At 65.2% G+C, this 14,872-nt stretch carries 15 protein-coding genes; 6 read left to right on the forward strand and 9 right to left on the reverse strand.

Annotated elements, in window-relative coordinates:
* Window positions 1–46: 46 nt before the first annotated feature.
* Window positions 47–1,006 carry a LysR family transcriptional regulator gene (locus BSY16_RS01590; protein WP_069061304.1) on the forward strand — a complete coding sequence of 320 codons (960 nt, stop codon included), beginning with the start codon at window positions 47–49 and terminating at the stop codon, window positions 1,004–1,006.
* A 42-nt stretch (window positions 1,007–1,048) separates the two neighbouring features.
* On the opposite strand, the gene BSY16_RS01595 is transcribed toward BSY16_RS01590, so the two are convergent.
* The 5 genes from BSY16_RS01595 to BSY16_RS01615 all read right to left on the reverse strand — a co-directional run bounded on the left by BSY16_RS01595 (window position 1,049) and on the right by BSY16_RS01615 (window position 8,609).
* Window positions 1,049–1,585, reverse strand: a complete 537-nt coding sequence (locus BSY16_RS01595; RefSeq protein WP_069058051.1) for a glyoxalase superfamily protein — start codon at window positions 1,583–1,585, stop codon at window positions 1,049–1,051.
* Between the two features lie 197 nt (window positions 1,586–1,782).
* Window positions 1,783–3,855: a hypothetical protein gene (locus tag BSY16_RS01600; protein ID WP_069058052.1), complete on the reverse strand. Its 2,073-nt coding sequence runs from the start codon at window positions 3,853–3,855 to the stop codon at window positions 1,783–1,785.
* Between the two features lies 1 nt (window position 3,856).
* A complete protein-coding gene (locus BSY16_RS01605; RefSeq protein WP_069058053.1) occupies window positions 3,857–6,664 on the reverse strand; it encodes a DUF4159 domain-containing protein in 2,808 nt (935 codons plus the stop codon).
* A complete protein-coding gene (locus BSY16_RS01610; protein ID WP_069058054.1) occupies window positions 6,661–7,581 on the reverse strand; it encodes a DUF58 domain-containing protein in 921 nt (306 codons plus the stop codon). The genes BSY16_RS01605 and BSY16_RS01610 overlap by 4 nt, the downstream gene beginning before the upstream one ends.
* Window positions 7,582–7,595: 14 nt before the next feature.
* Window positions 7,596–8,609 carry an AAA family ATPase gene (locus BSY16_RS01615; RefSeq protein ID WP_069058055.1) on the reverse strand — a complete coding sequence of 338 codons (1,014 nt, stop codon included), beginning with the start codon at window positions 8,607–8,609 and terminating at the stop codon, window positions 7,596–7,598.
* 216 nt (window positions 8,610–8,825) lie between these two features.
* Here BSY16_RS01615 and BSY16_RS01620 point away from each other — a divergent pair, with 216 nt between their 5' ends.
* The 3 genes from BSY16_RS01620 to BSY16_RS01630 are packed head-to-tail and all read left to right on the forward strand — an operon-like array spanning window position 8,826 to window position 11,328.
* Window positions 8,826–9,443, forward strand: coding sequence for a DUF1285 domain-containing protein (locus BSY16_RS01620; RefSeq protein WP_069058056.1), 618 nt, complete (start codon window positions 8,826–8,828; stop codon window positions 9,441–9,443).
* Entirely contained in the window at window positions 9,440–10,072 is a 633-nt protein-coding gene (locus BSY16_RS01625; RefSeq protein ID WP_069058057.1) for a CoA pyrophosphatase, read from the forward strand. Before BSY16_RS01620 ends, BSY16_RS01625 begins: the two co-directional genes overlap by 4 nt.
* The gene (locus BSY16_RS01630; RefSeq protein ID WP_069058058.1) at window positions 10,069–11,328 is read left to right on the forward strand and encodes a CCA tRNA nucleotidyltransferase; all 1,260 of its coding nucleotides are present in this window, start codon (window positions 10,069–10,071) and stop codon (window positions 11,326–11,328) included. Before BSY16_RS01625 ends, BSY16_RS01630 begins: the two co-directional genes overlap by 4 nt.
* 11 nt (window positions 11,329–11,339) lie before the next feature.
* Here BSY16_RS01630 and BSY16_RS01635 read toward each other — a convergent pair whose 3' ends face one another.
* The 3 genes from BSY16_RS01635 to hemF all read right to left on the reverse strand — a co-directional run bounded on the left by BSY16_RS01635 (window position 11,340) and on the right by hemF (window position 12,950).
* A complete protein-coding gene (locus tag BSY16_RS01635) occupies window positions 11,340–11,531 on the reverse strand; it encodes a DUF1059 domain-containing protein (RefSeq protein ID WP_069058059.1) in 192 nt (63 codons plus the stop codon).
* A gap of 160 nt (window positions 11,532–11,691) precedes the next feature.
* Window positions 11,692–11,943, reverse strand: a complete 252-nt coding sequence (locus BSY16_RS01640) for a hypothetical protein (protein ID WP_069058060.1) — start codon at window positions 11,941–11,943, stop codon at window positions 11,692–11,694.
* Between the two features lie 95 nt (window positions 11,944–12,038).
* A complete protein-coding gene (hemF, locus tag BSY16_RS01645) occupies window positions 12,039–12,950 on the reverse strand; it encodes an oxygen-dependent coproporphyrinogen oxidase (RefSeq protein ID WP_069058061.1) in 912 nt (303 codons plus the stop codon).
* Window positions 12,951–13,226: 276 nt separating this feature from the next.
* Between hemF and BSY16_RS01650 the strand changes: the two genes are divergently transcribed.
* Complete coding sequence (locus BSY16_RS01650) at window positions 13,227–13,484, forward strand: hypothetical protein (protein WP_069058062.1); 258 nt, start codon at window positions 13,227–13,229, stop codon at window positions 13,482–13,484.
* Between the two features lie 4 nt (window positions 13,485–13,488).
* On the opposite strand, the gene BSY16_RS01655 is transcribed toward BSY16_RS01650, so the two are convergent.
* Window positions 13,489–13,881 (reverse strand): tautomerase family protein, encoded by a 393-nt coding sequence (locus tag BSY16_RS01655; protein ID WP_069058063.1) that lies wholly within the window; start codon window positions 13,879–13,881, stop codon window positions 13,489–13,491.
* A gap of 94 nt (window positions 13,882–13,975) precedes the next feature.
* Here BSY16_RS01655 and BSY16_RS01660 point away from each other — a divergent pair, with 94 nt between their 5' ends.
* Window positions 13,976–14,848, forward strand: a complete 873-nt coding sequence (locus BSY16_RS01660; RefSeq protein ID WP_069058064.1) for a LysR substrate-binding domain-containing protein — start codon at window positions 13,976–13,978, stop codon at window positions 14,846–14,848.
* The last annotated feature ends 24 nt before the right edge of the window (window positions 14,849–14,872 follow it).

Raw genomic sequence — 14,872 nt, forward strand, 5'->3', positions numbered from 1 at the left:
GGGAGACTTATGTTCGGAGTGGTCAGCAATCAAATCGATGTGGCTCATGGATACTATCGATCATTTCAATCTCCGCTCCTTCGACCTCAACCTGCTCGTCGCCTTCGACGCGCTGATGGAGGAGGGCAACGTCACGCGCGCTGCCAAGCGGCTGAAAATCCAGCAACCAGCGATGAGCCACAATCTTTCGACGCTGCGAGTGCTCTTTCAGGACGAACTGTTCGTCCGCGTCGGGCAGACGATGCGACCGACCGTGCGGGCAAGCAAGCTGGCCGGGCCGATCCGCAATGCCTTGAACCAGGCGCAGGCTGCCCTTGTATCTGCCGATGTCTTCGATCCGGCGACGGAAAACCGCGTTTTCCGCATCGGCATGTCGTCGGCGGTGGACTTGCTGCTGTTGCCGGACCTGACTGCCCGCCTGCGGCAGGTTGCGCCCGGTATCAGGCTGCTTTCTCCCAGCTATCATGAGGATCGGCTTGACGCCCTGCTGGATGCTGGCGTGCTCGATATGGCTGTCGGCTGCAAGTATTCACCTGCCTCGCGCCACTCGATCGAGGTGCTCTACGACGCTGAGGTGATGTGCTGCTACAATCCCGCTCTGCTGCGCCTTGCCAATCCGGTGCCACTCGAGGCCTACGAGCAAGCCGATCATGCCGTCATTTCCCACTCGGATAGCCTCAAGGGGTGCCTGGAGGGAGCGCTGGAATTTGCCGGAGCGGACCTCAATGTGGTGGCCGCCGCGCCGGATTTTATGTCCGTTCTGCTGACAGCGCGGGCAAGCCCGGTCATCGCAACGGTTCCCGCCCGCATCGCGCGTCGCTATGCATCCATGCTGGGACTTGCCTTGAGCCCGGTTCCGGTCGACCTGAAATTTCCGCCGGTTGCGATGGTCTGGCCGCGCCATGCCGAAAACGATTCGGCTGGCCTGTGGTTGCGCGACCAGATCAGGGACATCTTTGCCGCTGCACCGGATGACTGGCGGGCGATGGCGCAGGCCGCTGCGTGACGGAAGGAAGAGGGGTGGGACCCCTCTTCACAACGGCGCCGGCTAATCCTTCAGTTCCATGAAGCGGATGCGGTTCTGGAAGGGGTCGATGACCGTCACCTCCAGCCGCGAACCTTCGTCCTCCAGGCCCGGCTTCATGTAGCGGTAGTCCTTGCCGATCAGCTCCTTCTGGAAGGCGCGAATGCCCTTCATGTAGACGACCATGTTGCCGCCCGGCGTGGCATCGCCGGCATGTTCTGACAGGTGCAGGCGCAGCCCGGCGCGGGAGACCTGCGTGTAGAGTGGGAAGTTGTCACCGTAGCGATGTTCCCAGTCGACCGAAAACCCTAGGAAGCCGAGGTAGAATTCGTGCGCCTTCGCCACGTCGAAGATACGCACGATCGGCACCGCCTGCTCGAATTCGATGCCGGCAGACGGCGGCTTTGCCTCGATCTTGGCGGACAGGATGTTCCAGGTCTCGACGCCGAACTGGCGGGCGACGATTTCCAGGGCTTCGCTGTGGGTGATCTCGATATTGCGGGTGGCAAGTGTTTCCCGCATGGCTTTCGCCATGGCCTTTGCATCGCGATAGTCGCGCATGTCCGTTCCTCATCTCCGGCGAAGTCTTCGTCAGTGCCCGCATTGCCGACGCCTTCGCCCAACGATGAACGGTGGAGAAAGGTTTTTTGGGGAGGCGTTCGCCATGCCTTCAGAAAGGCGCGGGTCTGCCGGCCGCCTCCGGCCGTAGGGCTAAGACTAACCCAACGGCGGAGGCGGCGCCAGATCGAAAAATGGAACTAGCGGCCTTCGCGATACCACGTCGCGGAGAAGGCGAGCAGCAGCAGGCCGACGCCGGCAAAGCCGGCAAACAGCGGCAGCGAGTTGATGCCCTTCAGCACCGTCTCGTCCGTCATGCGCAGCGACAGGCGGTTCTCGTCGACGGTGCGGACTTGGCCGGAGACCGGCAGCACCTGCGGCAGCGAGACCGTCTGGCCTTCCGCGTCGACGAGGCGGCGCACGGTGCCCTTCGTGGCGTTGGCAAGCGGTTTCAGCGTTTCCGTCGTCGAAATCGTCGCCTTGAACTCCGGCGCATCGACCGCGCCGACATGCACGAGCGCGCTCAGGTCATCGTTGGTGATTTCGTAAAGGCCAGTTTCCGTCGTCGGGATTTCGGCGCGGTAGAGACCGGGTTCGGCTTCCGTGAGCGCCACCTGCTGCGTTGCGCCGGAGGGCAGCTTGATCGTTGCTTCGCCGGGCGCGTCGCCGATCGTCTGGCGGTTGATCTGCAGGGTGCGGCCGAAGGTGCGCGCGGTCAGCGCCTCTTCCTCCAGCGCCGGCTCCTGCATCAGCCAATGCGCGGTGCGGCGATAGAGCGAGACATGCGGCCCGCCGCCCTCGAAGCCGCGCGCCCACAGCCAGCCCTGGTCGGAGAGGAGCATGGCGACGCGGCCTTTGCCGGCACGGTTGAGCACGAGCAGCGGCTTGCCGTCATTGGCTTCCATCACGACATTGCCCTGCGGGCGCTGCACATCGACGGTGCGGAACCAGCGTCCCCAGCGCGGCGGTTCTTCGCCGGCACCTTCAAGTCCGCGTGTGACGGGATGTTTTTTGCCCTGGTCCGAGAGGCGAGGGTAAAAGGCAGCCTCGTTCATCGCCCCGGTCGGGTTCGCCGGCAGCACGACGGAGAGCGGCGTGCTGGCGATGGAATCATTGCCTGCATGCTCGGGACCGGCCGCAATCAGCAGCGCGCCGCCGTTTTCGACATATTGCGCGATGTTGTCGTAGTAGAGGATCGGCAGCACGCCGCGGTGCTGGTAGCGGTCGAAGATGATGAGGTCGAACTCGTTGATCTTGTCGACGAAAAGCTCGCGGGTCGGGAAGGCGATCAGCGACAGTTCGTTGATCGGCGTGCCATCCTGCTTTTCCGGCGGGCGCAGAATGGTGAAGTGCACGAGGTCGATGGCGGTGTCGGACTTCAACAGGTTGCGCCAGGCACGCTCCCCGGCATGCGGTTCGCCGGAGACGAGCAGCACGCGCAGGTTCTCGCGGATGCCTTCGATGACATGGACGGCGCGGTTGTTGGCGGTGGTGATCTCGCCTTGGACCGGGTCCACCTCGAATTCGAGGATGTTGTTGCCGCCGCGCGGCACGGTGAAGCCGAGCGGCTGCTCGGTGCCGGGCTGGGCGATCTCCGAGGCGATCTCGTTGCCGTTGAGGCGCACGGTGACACGCGCCGCCGTCTCGGGGCCGGTGCCGTCGTCCACCACGCGGAACTTCAGTTCCTGCGGTTCGCCGACAATGCCGAAGCGCGGTGCGCTGACAACCTCGATGCGGCGGTCGAACTCATCGGGCCGGCCGGTGACAAGCCCGTGGATCGGGGCATCGAAGCCGGAGAACGCGGCGGCGTCCGGAATGTCGTGCACCTGGCCGTCGGTGATGAGGATCGCGCCGCCGACACGCGAGCGCGGCACATCGGCGATCGCGGAATTCAGGGCATCGAAGAGACGGGTGGACGGCGTGTCGGATGTGCCGTCGTCGCCGGCTTCCACGATGCGCGGCTCGATGCGCGGGTAGCGTGCCAAACGTTCCTTGATGCCTTCCAGCGCGGCATTGGTCTGGGCGGTGCGTTCCTCGTTGTCCTGGCTCTGGCTGCGGTCGACAATGACCGGAACGATGGTCGACAGCGCCTCGCGATCCTCCTGCAGGAAGACCGGATTGGCGAGCGCCAGCACCAGCAGGGCCAAGGCGAGCGCGCGCACGAACGAGCCGCGCAGGCCCCGCCAGAAGCCAAGGGCTGCGAGCAGCAGGCCGACGAGACCGATCGCGCCGATGGCGATCCAGGGCAGGAAGGGGGAGAACTGGATGGTCATGTCATTGCCCCAGCCGTTCGAGGAGGGCGGGCACGTGCACCTGGTCCGCCTTGTAGTTGCCGGTGAGCATGTACATCATGATGTTGACGCCGGCGCGGAAGGCGTGGTCGCGCTGCACCTCGTCCGGCGGCACGGTCGGCAAGAGCGCCATGCCGTTGGCATCGACCGCCCAAGCGCCGGCAAAGTCGTTGCCGGTGATCATGATCGGTGACACGCCATCACCGGCGCGTGCGGGACGCGATGGATCTTCCGCGCGATCGAGTTCCGCCTCGATCCACAGCGGGCTTCCGGCATAGCGGCCGGGGAAATTCGCCAGCAGATAGAAGGCCTTGGTCAGCACATGATCGGCCGGAACGGGTTCCAGCGGCGGAATGTCGAGACTGGCGAGGATCGCCTGAAGCCGCTCGGTGTTCGGGCTGGTGGCGGTGTCGTTGAGCGAGACGAACTGGTCGCGGGTATCGAAGAGCACGGTGCCGCCGTTGCGCATATAGGCGTCGATGCGGCTGATCGCGGCGCTGGACGGCATGGCGGCGGTCGCGCTCACCGGCCAGTAGATGATCGGGTAGAGCGCCAGTTCGTCCTTGGAGATGTCCACTCCAACCGGCTGGCCGGGCTCCAGCGTGGTGCGGTAGGTGAGGAACTCCGTCAGGCCGGCAAGACCGCGCTCGGAGATATTGTCGACCTCGCTCTCGCCGGTGACGACATAGGCGATGTGCGTCGTGTCGAGCCGCGACAGGATCGTCTCGTCACCGGGTTTCGCATCGTCCGCGCGGCTTTCCGATGGCAGCGCCACAAGCGCGCCGGCGAAGAGCGCCAGCAGCACGGCGGCGGTCGCCCCTCGCTTCGGCATGCCGCGGGCGGCGGCGAAGGCACCGCCGATGAACAGCACGATGGCGCAGTCTGCGATGAGCAGCAGGGCTGCCAGTGTGAAGAGATGTGGTTTCAGTGACCAGGTCTCCCTGCCGGCGAGCGGTTCGCGCGAGATCGCGGCACCCTCGGCCACCGCGAGCGCACGGATTTCATGGCCCGGCGGGTAAAGGTTGTGGGCGACATAGCCGTCTTCCGTGCCGTAGAGGCCGGGCGGGTTGTCGAAGCTGGCGATCTTGCGCGTGCCATCGCCGCTGGCGAGCGGTTTTGCCTCGCCGGTCGCGGCGGCGAGCGTGCCGTTCGCCGTCATCAGGCGGTAGGGCGGCAAGCCCTGGCTCTGTTCGCCGTCGCTGGTGGAGACACCGCCGCCGCGCGACAGTTGCACGGTGCGGCGAAGCATTTCCACGAAATCGCCTGACAGTGGCAGATTGGACCAGCCGGTTTCCGCGCTGATATGGAAGAGCACGATGCGGCCGGAGCCGAGCGGGCCTGTCGTCACCAGCGGCGTGCCGTCGGCAAGGCCGGCCCAGGTGCGCTCGGCGAGATCCGGCGTCGGCTCGGCAAGCACCTGGCGCTTGATGAGGATGTTTTCCGGCGCGCGCATGCCGAAGAACGGGCTGTTTTGCGGATAGGCGGCGAGCGGCTGCGGCTCGGACCAGGAAAGCGCGCCGCCAAGCGCGCGTTCGCCCTTGCGCAGGAGCACTGGCACGAGCGGGTCATCGGCGGGTGCTGCGGCAAGGCGCGGGCCGGCAAAGCGGATCAGCATGCCGCCGGCGTCCACCCAGCGCTGAACCGCACTCTGCACGTCTTCCGGCAGGCGGCCGATATCGGCCATGATCAGCACAGACGGATTCTGTTCGAGAAGTTCGGGCACGGCGACGGAAAGGTCGGCGACGCTCGGCTCGATCAGGTCGGCATAGGGCGCGAGTGCCCGGTTGATGTAGTGCAGCGGCGAGAGCAGCGGCTGGCTCGCATCCACCACCTCTCCGGAGAGGAAGGCGACGCGACGGCGGCGGAAGCCGTCGTCGAGCAGGTAGGTGCCGCCGGCATTGGCGAGACCATCGATGGTGATGCGGGCGAAATCGTTGCGCAGTTCGAAGGGGGCGGTGATCGTACCCGTCGTGCTCGTGCTGCCGGCCGCAAAATCCGCCGTGCCGGACGCAATCGGTCGGCCACGGGAATCGTGGGCGGTGAGCGGCAGGCTGCGTGCCGGGCCGCCGTCGAGGCGGGTCAGGGTGACGGAAAGGGCGTCGGCGCCGTTCGTCGCATTGGTGATGGCGACGGCGGAGGCGCCGTCATTCTGGATCATGCGGAACTCGGCGGGCGAGAGCGCCTGGAGGGCGGTGACCGTATCGTCGGTCTCGCCGCCCGCGATGCCATCGCTGATGAAGGCGATTGTGCCGGGTGCCGTGCCGTCCAGCGCGGTGCGCAGCGACGCGACGGCGGCCGCGCGGTCTGCCGGCAGGGGCCGGGCCTCGGCGGCGGCAAGGCGTGTGCGGGCGGTTGCGGCATCGACCGGCACCGCATCGTGCTGCCGGTCGGCGGTCAGCACGAGCGCAATCGGCACGTCGCGGCTTTCGGCATCGTCGATCAGCGTGGAGGCCGTGTCGATGCGGCGCTGCCAGTCGGTGGCGGATGCCCAGCTGTTGTCGACGACAAGCGCCAGTGGACCGCTCGACGCCAGCGTGTTGGTGCGCGGGTTGAAAACCGGATCGGCGATGGCGAAGATGACGGCGGCGGCCATCAGCATGCGCAGCAGGGTCAGCCACCACGGGCTTTGTGCCGGTGTTTCCTCGCGCTTCATGATCGAGGCGAGAATGGCGAAGGGCGGGAAAACCTCGGTGAGCGGCTTCGGCGGGGTCAGGCGCAGCAGCCACCAGATGACCGGCAGCAGCACGAGCGTGGCCAGCACGGCGGGAAAGGCAAAGGCAAACGCGCTCATCGGCCACGGCCTTCCGTCTTCATCGCCGGCATGCCGGAAAGATACATATGGACCGAAACGAGGGCTTCGGAGGCGAGCCTGTCTGTGCGGTGCGTCACGAAACTCCAGCCGAGGTGACGAAGGCTGTCGGCAAGGTTTTCGCGGCGCGCGATATAGGCGCGGGCGTAGTCGTCCTTGAGCGTTTCCGCACGGCCGGCGGTAAGCTTCAGGCCGCTTTCCGGGTCGGTGAACTCGGTGCGACCGCTAAAGGGGAAGGTTTCCTCCGCCGGGTCGGCAACCTCGACGACATGGCCGCGCAGGCCGCGTCGGGCCAGCGGCCCGAGCCGGTCCATCACGTCTTCGACCGGATCGAGAAAATCACCGATCAGCACGATGTCGCTGTTGCCGCGGATCATGCTGGTATCCGGCAGGCCGCCGGTGGTGCCATTGTGCATGAGGGCGGTCGCGAGGCGCTCGGCGGCGTTGCGCGCGGCGATCGGCTCCATGATGCCGGGGCAGCCGATGCGCTCGCCGGAGCGCGCGAGGATTTCGGCCAGCGCCAGCATGAGGACCAATGCGCGGCTTTCCTTCGAGACGGCGCCGAAGGTGGATTTGTACATCATCGAGGGCGAAAGATCGGCCCAGATCCAGACGGTGTGGGCGGCCTCCCATTCGCGGTCGCGCACATAGGTATGGTCGTCGCGGGCGGATCGGCGCCAGTCGATGCGCGACAGGCTTTCGCCGTCGACATAGGGGCGGAACTGCCAGAAATTCTCACCAATGCCGCGCTTGCGGCGGCCGTGCCAGCCGGCAATCACCGTGTTGGCGAGACGCTGCGCCTCCACCATGCAATCGGGTATGAGGGCGGCACGCGCCTGCGCCCGCGAGAGCACCTCGCGGGTCGGGGTCGGTTGGACGATCTGGCCGACGGACGCCATGCGCTTTTCTCCGCTCAGCCGCCCGCCTGTCGGACGAGGCTTGCGATGACGTCACGCACCGACATGCCTTCCGCGCGGGCGCCGAAGGTCAGCGCCATGCGGTGCTGCAGAACGGGTTCGGCAAGCGCCAGCACATCGTCGACGGAGGGCGCGAGACGGCCTTCATAGAGTGCACGGGCGCGGCTGCAGAGCATCAGCGCCTGGCCGGCGCGCGGGCCTGGGCCCCAGGCGACGTGCTTGTCGGTGTCGGAAACGCCGTTGCCGGGGCGGGCGGAGCGCACGAGCGACAGGATTGCGTCGAGCACCTTCTCACTCACCGGCATCTGGCGGATGAGGGTCTGGATTTCGATGAGGCGTTCGGCGGAAATGGCAGCACTCGCATGTGCCTCGTGGACGCCGGTGGTTTCCAGCAGGATCTGCCGTTCGGCGGCAAGCTCCGGATAGTCGACATCGACCTGCAGCAGGAAGCGGTCGAGCTGGGCTTCCGGCAGCGGATAGGTGCCTTCCTGCTCCAGCGGGTTCTGGGTTGCGAGCACGTGGAACGGCTTCGGCAGGTCGTTCGGCCGGCCGGCGACCGTGACGTGATACTCCTGCATGGCCTGGAGGAGGGCGGACTGGGTGCGCGGCGAGGCGCGGTTGATCTCGTCGGCCATCAGGAGCTGGGTGAAGATCGGGCCGGGCACGAAGCGGAAGGAGCGCTTGCCGTTGTCGTCCTGGTCCATCACTTCCGAGCCGAGGATATCGGAGGGCATGAGGTCGGGCGTGAACTGGATGCGGCTCGAGGCGAGGCCGAGCACGGTGCCGAGGGTGGCGACCAGCTTGGTCTTGGCAAGGCCCGGCACGCCGACGAGCAGGGCATGGCCGCCCGAGAGCACGGCGAGCATGGTCTGTTCCACCACGCTTTCCTGACCGAAGATGACCTTGGCGACTTCGTTGCGGATGATGGCGATATCGGAGAGTGCGCGTTCGGCAGCCGCGATCACCGCTTTTTCGTCCAGGCCTGCCTCGGGGGAATTCTGAACGCCCATGGTCATCTCCAGTACCGGTTTAACTCTTGGCGAATCGTGGCCTTGCCGCATCCGCGCTCTACATAGAAAGCTTATTAGCTCACCCGTGGCTGACAAGCGGCCACGAAATGACTATCTCGTGAGAAAAGGCTGTATCCACCCTTTCTTCTTGAAAAGCAGGGCCTCTTGAAAAAACAAGGCCCTCTCGCGGAGATAGGGTTCAACCGGGACGGAACAATGGCAACGGGCGAAATTCGCGAAAGCACCGATGCGGCGGGACTGGCCGCCTTGATCTCGCGGGCAGCCGCTGAAACCGGTGGGCGCGGCCTGCCGCCGGTCGAGCGCTGGAATCCGCCGTTCTGCGGCGATATCGACATGGAAATCCGCGCCGACGGCACCTGGTTCTATATGGGCACGCCGATCGGCCGCGCGCCGCTGGTGCGGCTGTTTTCGACGGTGCTGCGCAAGGACGAGGACGGCAGGACCTATCTGGTGACGCCGGTCGAGCGCGTCGGCATCCGCATCGTCGACGCGCCGTTCCTGGCCGTCGAGATGAATGCGAGCGGGGAAGGCGCAGCGCAGACGCTGACCTTCCGCACCAATGTCGGCGATGTGGTGGAGGCAGGGCCAGAACATCCGCTGCGCTTCGTCATCGCGGGCGAAAACAACGAGCTGAAACCCTATCTGCTGGTGCGCGGCCGGCTGGAGGCGCTGGTTTCGCGGGCGATGATGTACGAACTGGTCGATCTTGGCGAAACCATCGAGATCGACGGCGTCGAGATGTTTGCGGTTCGCTCCGGCGGCGTGGTCTTTCCAGTCATGCCGGCTGCCGAGCTGGATGCGCTGTCCCGATGAGTTTTCCACCCTATAGTGCTGCAGAATTTCGTCGCCGGGCCATGGCACAGGCGCTGACGCTCGGCGACGAGAGCTGGCGCGAGCATGGCGACAGCCTGCTTAATCCCTCGGTCATTCCGCATATCGAAGGCATGACGCTTCGCGATGCGGCCGTGCTCATCCCGGTCATCGACGATGGGGAGGAGGCGCGTGTGATCTTCACGCAGCGCACCGCGACCATGCGCAAGCATTCCGGTCAGATCGCCTTTCCGGGCGGGGCGGTGGATGACGAGGACGAAGATGTGGAGGCCGCGGCCATGCGCGAGGCGGAAGAGGAGATCAGTCTCGACCGCCGCTTCGTCGAACCGGTCGGCCGCCTGCCGCAGTACAAGGCGCTGTCCGGTTTTTCCATCACGCCGGTGCTCGCGGTGGTGCAGCCGGGCTTCGAGCTGATCCCGAACCCGACGGAGGTGGAAACGGTTTTCGACGTGCCGCTGTCCTTCCTCATGGACCCGCGCAACCACGAGCGGGGCAGTGGCGTCTGGCTTGGCAGCGAGCGGCATTATTATCGCATGCCCTATGACGGGCATAACATCTGGGGCATCACCGCCGGCATCGTGCGGGTGATCTATGAAAGGCTTTATGCATGACGTCTGTTTCGGGCGAGGCGTGGTTTTCCGATCCGGCGCTCGTGCGCGTGCTGGCGCTGTTGAACAGCGACGGCGGTGAGGGGCGCGTGGCGGGCGGTGCCGTGCGCAACAGCCTGATGGGCCTGCCGGTCGCCGATGTGGATATCGCGACGACGCTCAGGCCTGAAACGGTCGTCGAGCGGGCGAAAGCTGCCGGTATCAAGGCCGTGCCGACGGGCATCGAGCACGGCACGGTGACGCTCGTCATCGATGGAAATCCCTTCGAGGTGACGACGCTGCGCCGCGACGTCACGACGGACGGCCGCCGGGCGGAGGTTGCCTTCGGCACCGACTGGCAGATGGACGCCGAGCGGCGCGATCTGACGATCAATGCGCTCTATGCCACGGCGGATGGCACCGTCATCGATCTCGTCAACGGCCTGCCGGATATCGAAAGCCGCACGGTGCGTTTCATCGGCGATGCCGGAACGAGGATCGCGGAAGACCATCTGCGCATCCTGCGCTTCTTCCGTTTCTTCGCGCTCTATGGCAGTGGCCGGCCGGATGCGGAAGGCTTGAAGGCCTGCGCGCGGGCGAAGGGCAGTCTCGGAAAACTTTCGGCAGAACGGGTCTGGTCCGAGACGAAAAAGCTGCTCGCAGCCCCGGATCCGGGTCGGGCGTTGCTCTGGATGCGGCAGGCGGGCGTGCTGACCGAAATCCTGCCGGAAACCGAAAAGTGGGGCATCGATGCGATCCCGGCTTTGGTCGACGCGGAAAAGGTGTTTGGCTGGAAGCCGGATGCGCTGCTGCGCCTCGCCGCCATCGTGCCGCCGGATCGCGAGCGGCTGAAAGCGCTTGCCGAGCGGCTGCGGCTATCGAAGGCGGAGGCGGCAAACCTCGATTACTGGGCATCGGCGCCGGAGATTGCGCCGAAACTGGCTGAGACGGCGTTCGAGCGGCTGCTCTACCGCAACGGTCCGGTCGGCCTGACGATGCGGCTGAAACTGGCACTTTCCTCGGCGAGAGCCAAAGGCCTTGGCGATGCCGAGGCGCTGTCCTTCGCGGGCCTGTGCCAGCGCCTGCTTGCCAAGGCGGAGAAATGGCAGAAACCATCTTTCCCGCTTACTGGCGCGGACGTGCTCGCTGCCGGTGTCGCTGCCGGGCCGAAGGTCGGTGCCGTGTTGGGGGCGATCGAAGACGAGTGGGTGGGTGGCAATTTCAATGAGGGCCGGGCAAAACTGCTTGCCCGGCTGGAGGTCCTCGCCAAGGAGGGCTGATCGGTAACCCGTCAGGCGGCGTCGGCGGCTTTTTCGTCGACGATGCGTTCCTTGATGTGATCGACGGTGCTTTCGCGGATCATCGTTTCGCCGTGGGCGGTGCGCATGTGCTCGACGGCGCGGCGCACGACTTCGGCGTCGTCATTGGCCCGCGTATGCCAGTCGCATCCGGGGACGAGTGAACCGCATTCAAAAAGTCTCATGACCTATCTCCTGTCGTTTCAATGGGACCAGTGTAGCAGATGGGGCCTGATCGGCCAAACCGCGACCGGGTCTGCGGCTGAAAAAGCCGTCCTCGAAAACGGGTGAAGTGACCCGTGGTTCCACCAGGGGGTGGAGTATTCGAGCCGACCGGATGTGCCGTCAGGCGGCGTCTTCGCCTTTTGCCCAGGCGTCGAAGCAGGCGGATGACTGGAACTGTTCCGGTTTCGTGTGATGATCGGCGAGGTGATAGATGGTGCCGCCGGCAAGCCGTCGCCGGGCTTCCTCGACGAAATAGGCATGCGGTAGGTCCATGCCGCTTTCGGCACGCATGGTTTCTGCAAAACGATCGAGAAAATCGGTGGATTGCGGGTCGAGACCCGCGGTCGTCGCATCCTGTACTGCGAAATTCATGACTGCCTCCTCCGTGGAATCATGCAGGGTCACTCTACCACGAAAGCGGTAGGGCCGATAATCACAAGGCGGAGAGTGAGAGAGCTAGCCCGGTCTCAGGGCCAGCGCACCACGGGGGGCAGCGAGGAGAGGATGGAGTCAACATTGCCGCCGGTCCTCAGGCCGAAGATCGTGCCGCGGTCGTAGAGCAGGTTGAACTCGACATAGCGGCCACGGCGCACGAGCTGTTCGTCGCGGTCCTCTTCCGTCCAGCCCTTGTTGAAGTTCGAGCGCACGATCCGCGGATAGACCATGGCGAAGGCGCGGCCGACGTCCTGCGTGAAGGCGAAGTCGGCGTCCCAGCCGCCAAGCTCGTCCGGCGAATGCAGCCAGTCAAAAAAGATCCCGCCGGTGCCGCGCGGTTCGTTGCGGTGCTTCAGGAAGAAATACTCGTCGCACCAGTCCTTGTACCTGGCGTGGTCGGCAACCGGATGGCGGTTGCAGGTGATTTCCATCGCCTTGTGGAAGAGCGCAGTGTCCGGGTCGTCCATCATGCGCCGGCGGTCGAGCACCGGCGTCAGGTCCGCACCGCCGCCGAACCAGTGGCTGGTGGTGACGACCATGCGCGTGTTCATATGCACGGCCGGCACGTTGGGGTTCACCGGATGGGCGATCAGCGAGATGCCGGAGGCCCAGAAGCGCGGATCTTCCTCCGCGCCGGGGATCTGACTGCGGAATTCCGGAGAAAACTCGCCATGGACAGTGGAGGTGTGCACGCCGACCTTTTCGAAGACGCGGCCGTCCATCATCGACATGCGACCACCGCCGCCTTCGCCATTGTCGCGCTGCCAGTCCTTGGCGACAAAACGGCCGGGCTGCTGGTCGGAAAGCGGGCCTTCCAGCTCGTCCTCGAGTGCCTCGAAGCTCGCGCAGATCGCGCCGCGAAGTTGCTCGAACCAGGCGCGGGCGGCGTTCTTTTTGTCTTCGATGTCGTCGGGCAGGCCTTTCGGCAGGTCTGGTCGTTCCATGGTGCTTCCCGCTGGCGCTTACCGCATGACTTCGTCGTTAAATCTGAATCGGTTTAATGGCAAAGTTATGCAGCAGATTCAAATGCTACCGCGACCTTTGCGCGTCATGAATGACACGCGGCGCTGCAGCGCCGAATCGCATTTTCGTCACATTCCTTAACTTTGCGCCTTTTGGCAACCGCGAGGGGAGGATCGGCTGGGGAAGGCGGGACTCGCAAAACGGGCGGTGCCAGCTTATCTTTACCCCATAGAATGTGCTGCCAGGAGGAAATCTGCATGGCGCGTGTTCCCGGACCGCCCCCTCTCGAAGGGCTCCGGCGCCAGATCGAACGCCACCGCCGCGAAAACCCCGCGCGCGAAGGCCATTTCGTTCGTGAAACCTTCTGCCTCGAGCGGCAGGCGGCGCGGGACAAGGCGCGCGAATGGTTCGACCTCTGGCCGAAGGCTGCCTACTGGACCGAGGTGGAGAGCTGGCGCACGATGGACGGCGATCGCATCGAGTTCACCATGCGCCGGCTGCCGAGCGCCGACTGACAGCTCATGCCGCCATGGCGATCCGGCGGCTCTCCTGCGTGCGGCCGCCGTAACCCCAGTTTTCCATCGCGATGCCCCGGATGACGACATAGGTCACCGGATTGAGTTGTGATCCGAGAATTTCCTCCAGCAGGGCGTATCCGGCCTGGATGAAGCGTTCCTTTTCATCCGGCGTATTGGTTCCCTCGCTGATGAGAATCTCGAAGTAGGCAGCCACCGGTAACCGGCGTGCACCGACGGTCCAGTTCGGAACCGGCGTTTCCTCGACGAAGACGGCGGTCGCTTCGGCGCGTTTGCCGAGCAGGGTGACGGCAAGGCGCGTCGCCTCGTCCTGGATGTGCAGGCGTTCGCTGTCGGTGAGGTTTTTCCCGGCAATGCGGATGTGAAGGAAGGGCATGGTCGTCTCCTGTCTCTGTTGACGGGATGAGCCTATTGCGCGACTATCATTTTTAAAATTGAGAAGTGTTGCCATGATAGTTTTGGAAAACTGAATGGTTTTGCCGCGCAACTTCGACATGGACGTGCTGCGCACCTTCGTCACCGGGGTGCGGCTCGGCAGCTTCGCCAAGGCGGCTGAGGCGCTGGGACGCACGCCGCCGGCCGTCAGCCTGCAGCTGAAAAAGCTCACGGACGTCAGCGGCCAGATGCTGTTCACCAAGCAGGGCAGGGGGTTGGCGCTGACCGATGCAGGCGAGGCGCTCTATGATTATGCGGTGCGCATCCTGGAGCTCAATGACGAGGCGATGATGATGCTCGGTTCCAGCCGGGCGCTCGACGGCTGGCTCCGGATCGGTATCCCGCAGGACTTTGCCGAGACCTCGCTGCCGCCGGTGCTCGGCCGGTTTTCGCGTGCGCATCCGAAGCTCAGGGTGGAAGCGCGGGTGGATCGCGGCGCCAAGCTGGTGGCGGCGGTGGAACGCGGCGATCTCGACATGGCCGTCACCTGGGGTGGCCAGCGCAGCGCGCATTGCCAGCATATCGCCACGCACCCGATCGTCTGGATCGCTGCTGCCGATTACGAGGTGCCGCTCGAGGAACCGGTGCAGCTCATTGCTTTCGATCCGCCCTGTTCGTTCCGTGCAGCGGCGGTCGAGGCGCTGTCGTCCACAGGGCGCGAGTGGCGGCAGGTCTTTGCCAGTCCCGGCCTCGCCGGGCTGTGGGCGGCGGTCACGGCAGGGCTTGGCGTGACGATCCGCACCACCACCGGCATGCCGCCGCATCTGCGGTTCCTCGACCCTGAACGGGCCGGATTGCCGGCACTCGGCAGCGTCGACCTGATGCTGCACACGGCAGACGCGGTTCCTGCCGCTCCGGTCTCGCGGCTGCGCGATATTCTGCTCGAAATGCTTGTGGCGCCGTTCTGATACGACTGTGATTGGCAAGTTCGA

Source organism: Sinorhizobium sp. RAC02 (genome assembly GCF_001713395.1).
Classification (GTDB): domain Bacteria; phylum Pseudomonadota; class Alphaproteobacteria; order Rhizobiales; family Rhizobiaceae; genus Shinella.

Excerpts from the sequence above, each read along its gene's own strand:
- hemF (WP_069058061.1), bottom strand. The coding sequence starts at position 12,950 with ATGGAACGACCAGACCTGCCGAAAGGCCTGCCCGACGACATCGAAGAC.
- BSY16_RS01630 (WP_069058058.1), top strand. The coding sequence starts at position 10,069 with ATGACGTCTGTTTCGGGCGAGGCGTGGTTTTCCGATCCGGCGCTCGTG.
- BSY16_RS01590 (WP_069061304.1), top strand. The coding sequence starts at position 47 with ATGGATACTATCGATCATTTCAATCTCCGCTCCTTCGACCTCAACCTG.
- BSY16_RS01620 (WP_069058056.1), top strand. The coding sequence starts at position 8,826 with ATGGCAACGGGCGAAATTCGCGAAAGCACCGATGCGGCGGGACTGGCC.
- BSY16_RS01605 (WP_069058053.1), bottom strand. The coding sequence starts at position 6,664 with ATGAGCGCGTTTGCCTTTGCCTTTCCCGCCGTGCTGGCCACGCTCGTG.
- BSY16_RS01640 (WP_069058060.1), bottom strand. The coding sequence starts at position 11,943 with ATGAATTTCGCAGTACAGGATGCGACGACCGCGGGTCTCGACCCGCAA.
- BSY16_RS01660 (WP_069058064.1), top strand. The coding sequence starts at position 13,976 with ATGGTTTTGCCGCGCAACTTCGACATGGACGTGCTGCGCACCTTCGTC.
- BSY16_RS01655 (WP_069058063.1), bottom strand. The coding sequence starts at position 13,881 with ATGCCCTTCCTTCACATCCGCATTGCCGGGAAAAACCTCACCGACAGC.
- BSY16_RS01650 (WP_069058062.1), top strand. The coding sequence starts at position 13,227 with ATGGCGCGTGTTCCCGGACCGCCCCCTCTCGAAGGGCTCCGGCGCCAG.
- BSY16_RS01610 (WP_069058054.1), bottom strand. The coding sequence starts at position 7,581 with ATGGCGTCCGTCGGCCAGATCGTCCAACCGACCCCGACCCGCGAGGTG.
- BSY16_RS01635 (WP_069058059.1), bottom strand. The coding sequence starts at position 11,531 with ATGAGACTTTTTGAATGCGGTTCACTCGTCCCCGGATGCGACTGGCAT.
- BSY16_RS01625 (WP_069058057.1), top strand. The coding sequence starts at position 9,440 with ATGAGTTTTCCACCCTATAGTGCTGCAGAATTTCGTCGCCGGGCCATG.
- BSY16_RS01600 (WP_069058052.1), bottom strand. The coding sequence starts at position 3,855 with ATGACCATCCAGTTCTCCCCCTTCCTGCCCTGGATCGCCATCGGCGCG.
- BSY16_RS01595 (WP_069058051.1), bottom strand. The coding sequence starts at position 1,585 with ATGCGCGACTATCGCGATGCAAAGGCCATGGCGAAAGCCATGCGGGAA.
- BSY16_RS01615 (WP_069058055.1), bottom strand. The coding sequence starts at position 8,609 with ATGGGCGTTCAGAATTCCCCCGAGGCAGGCCTGGACGAAAAAGCGGTG.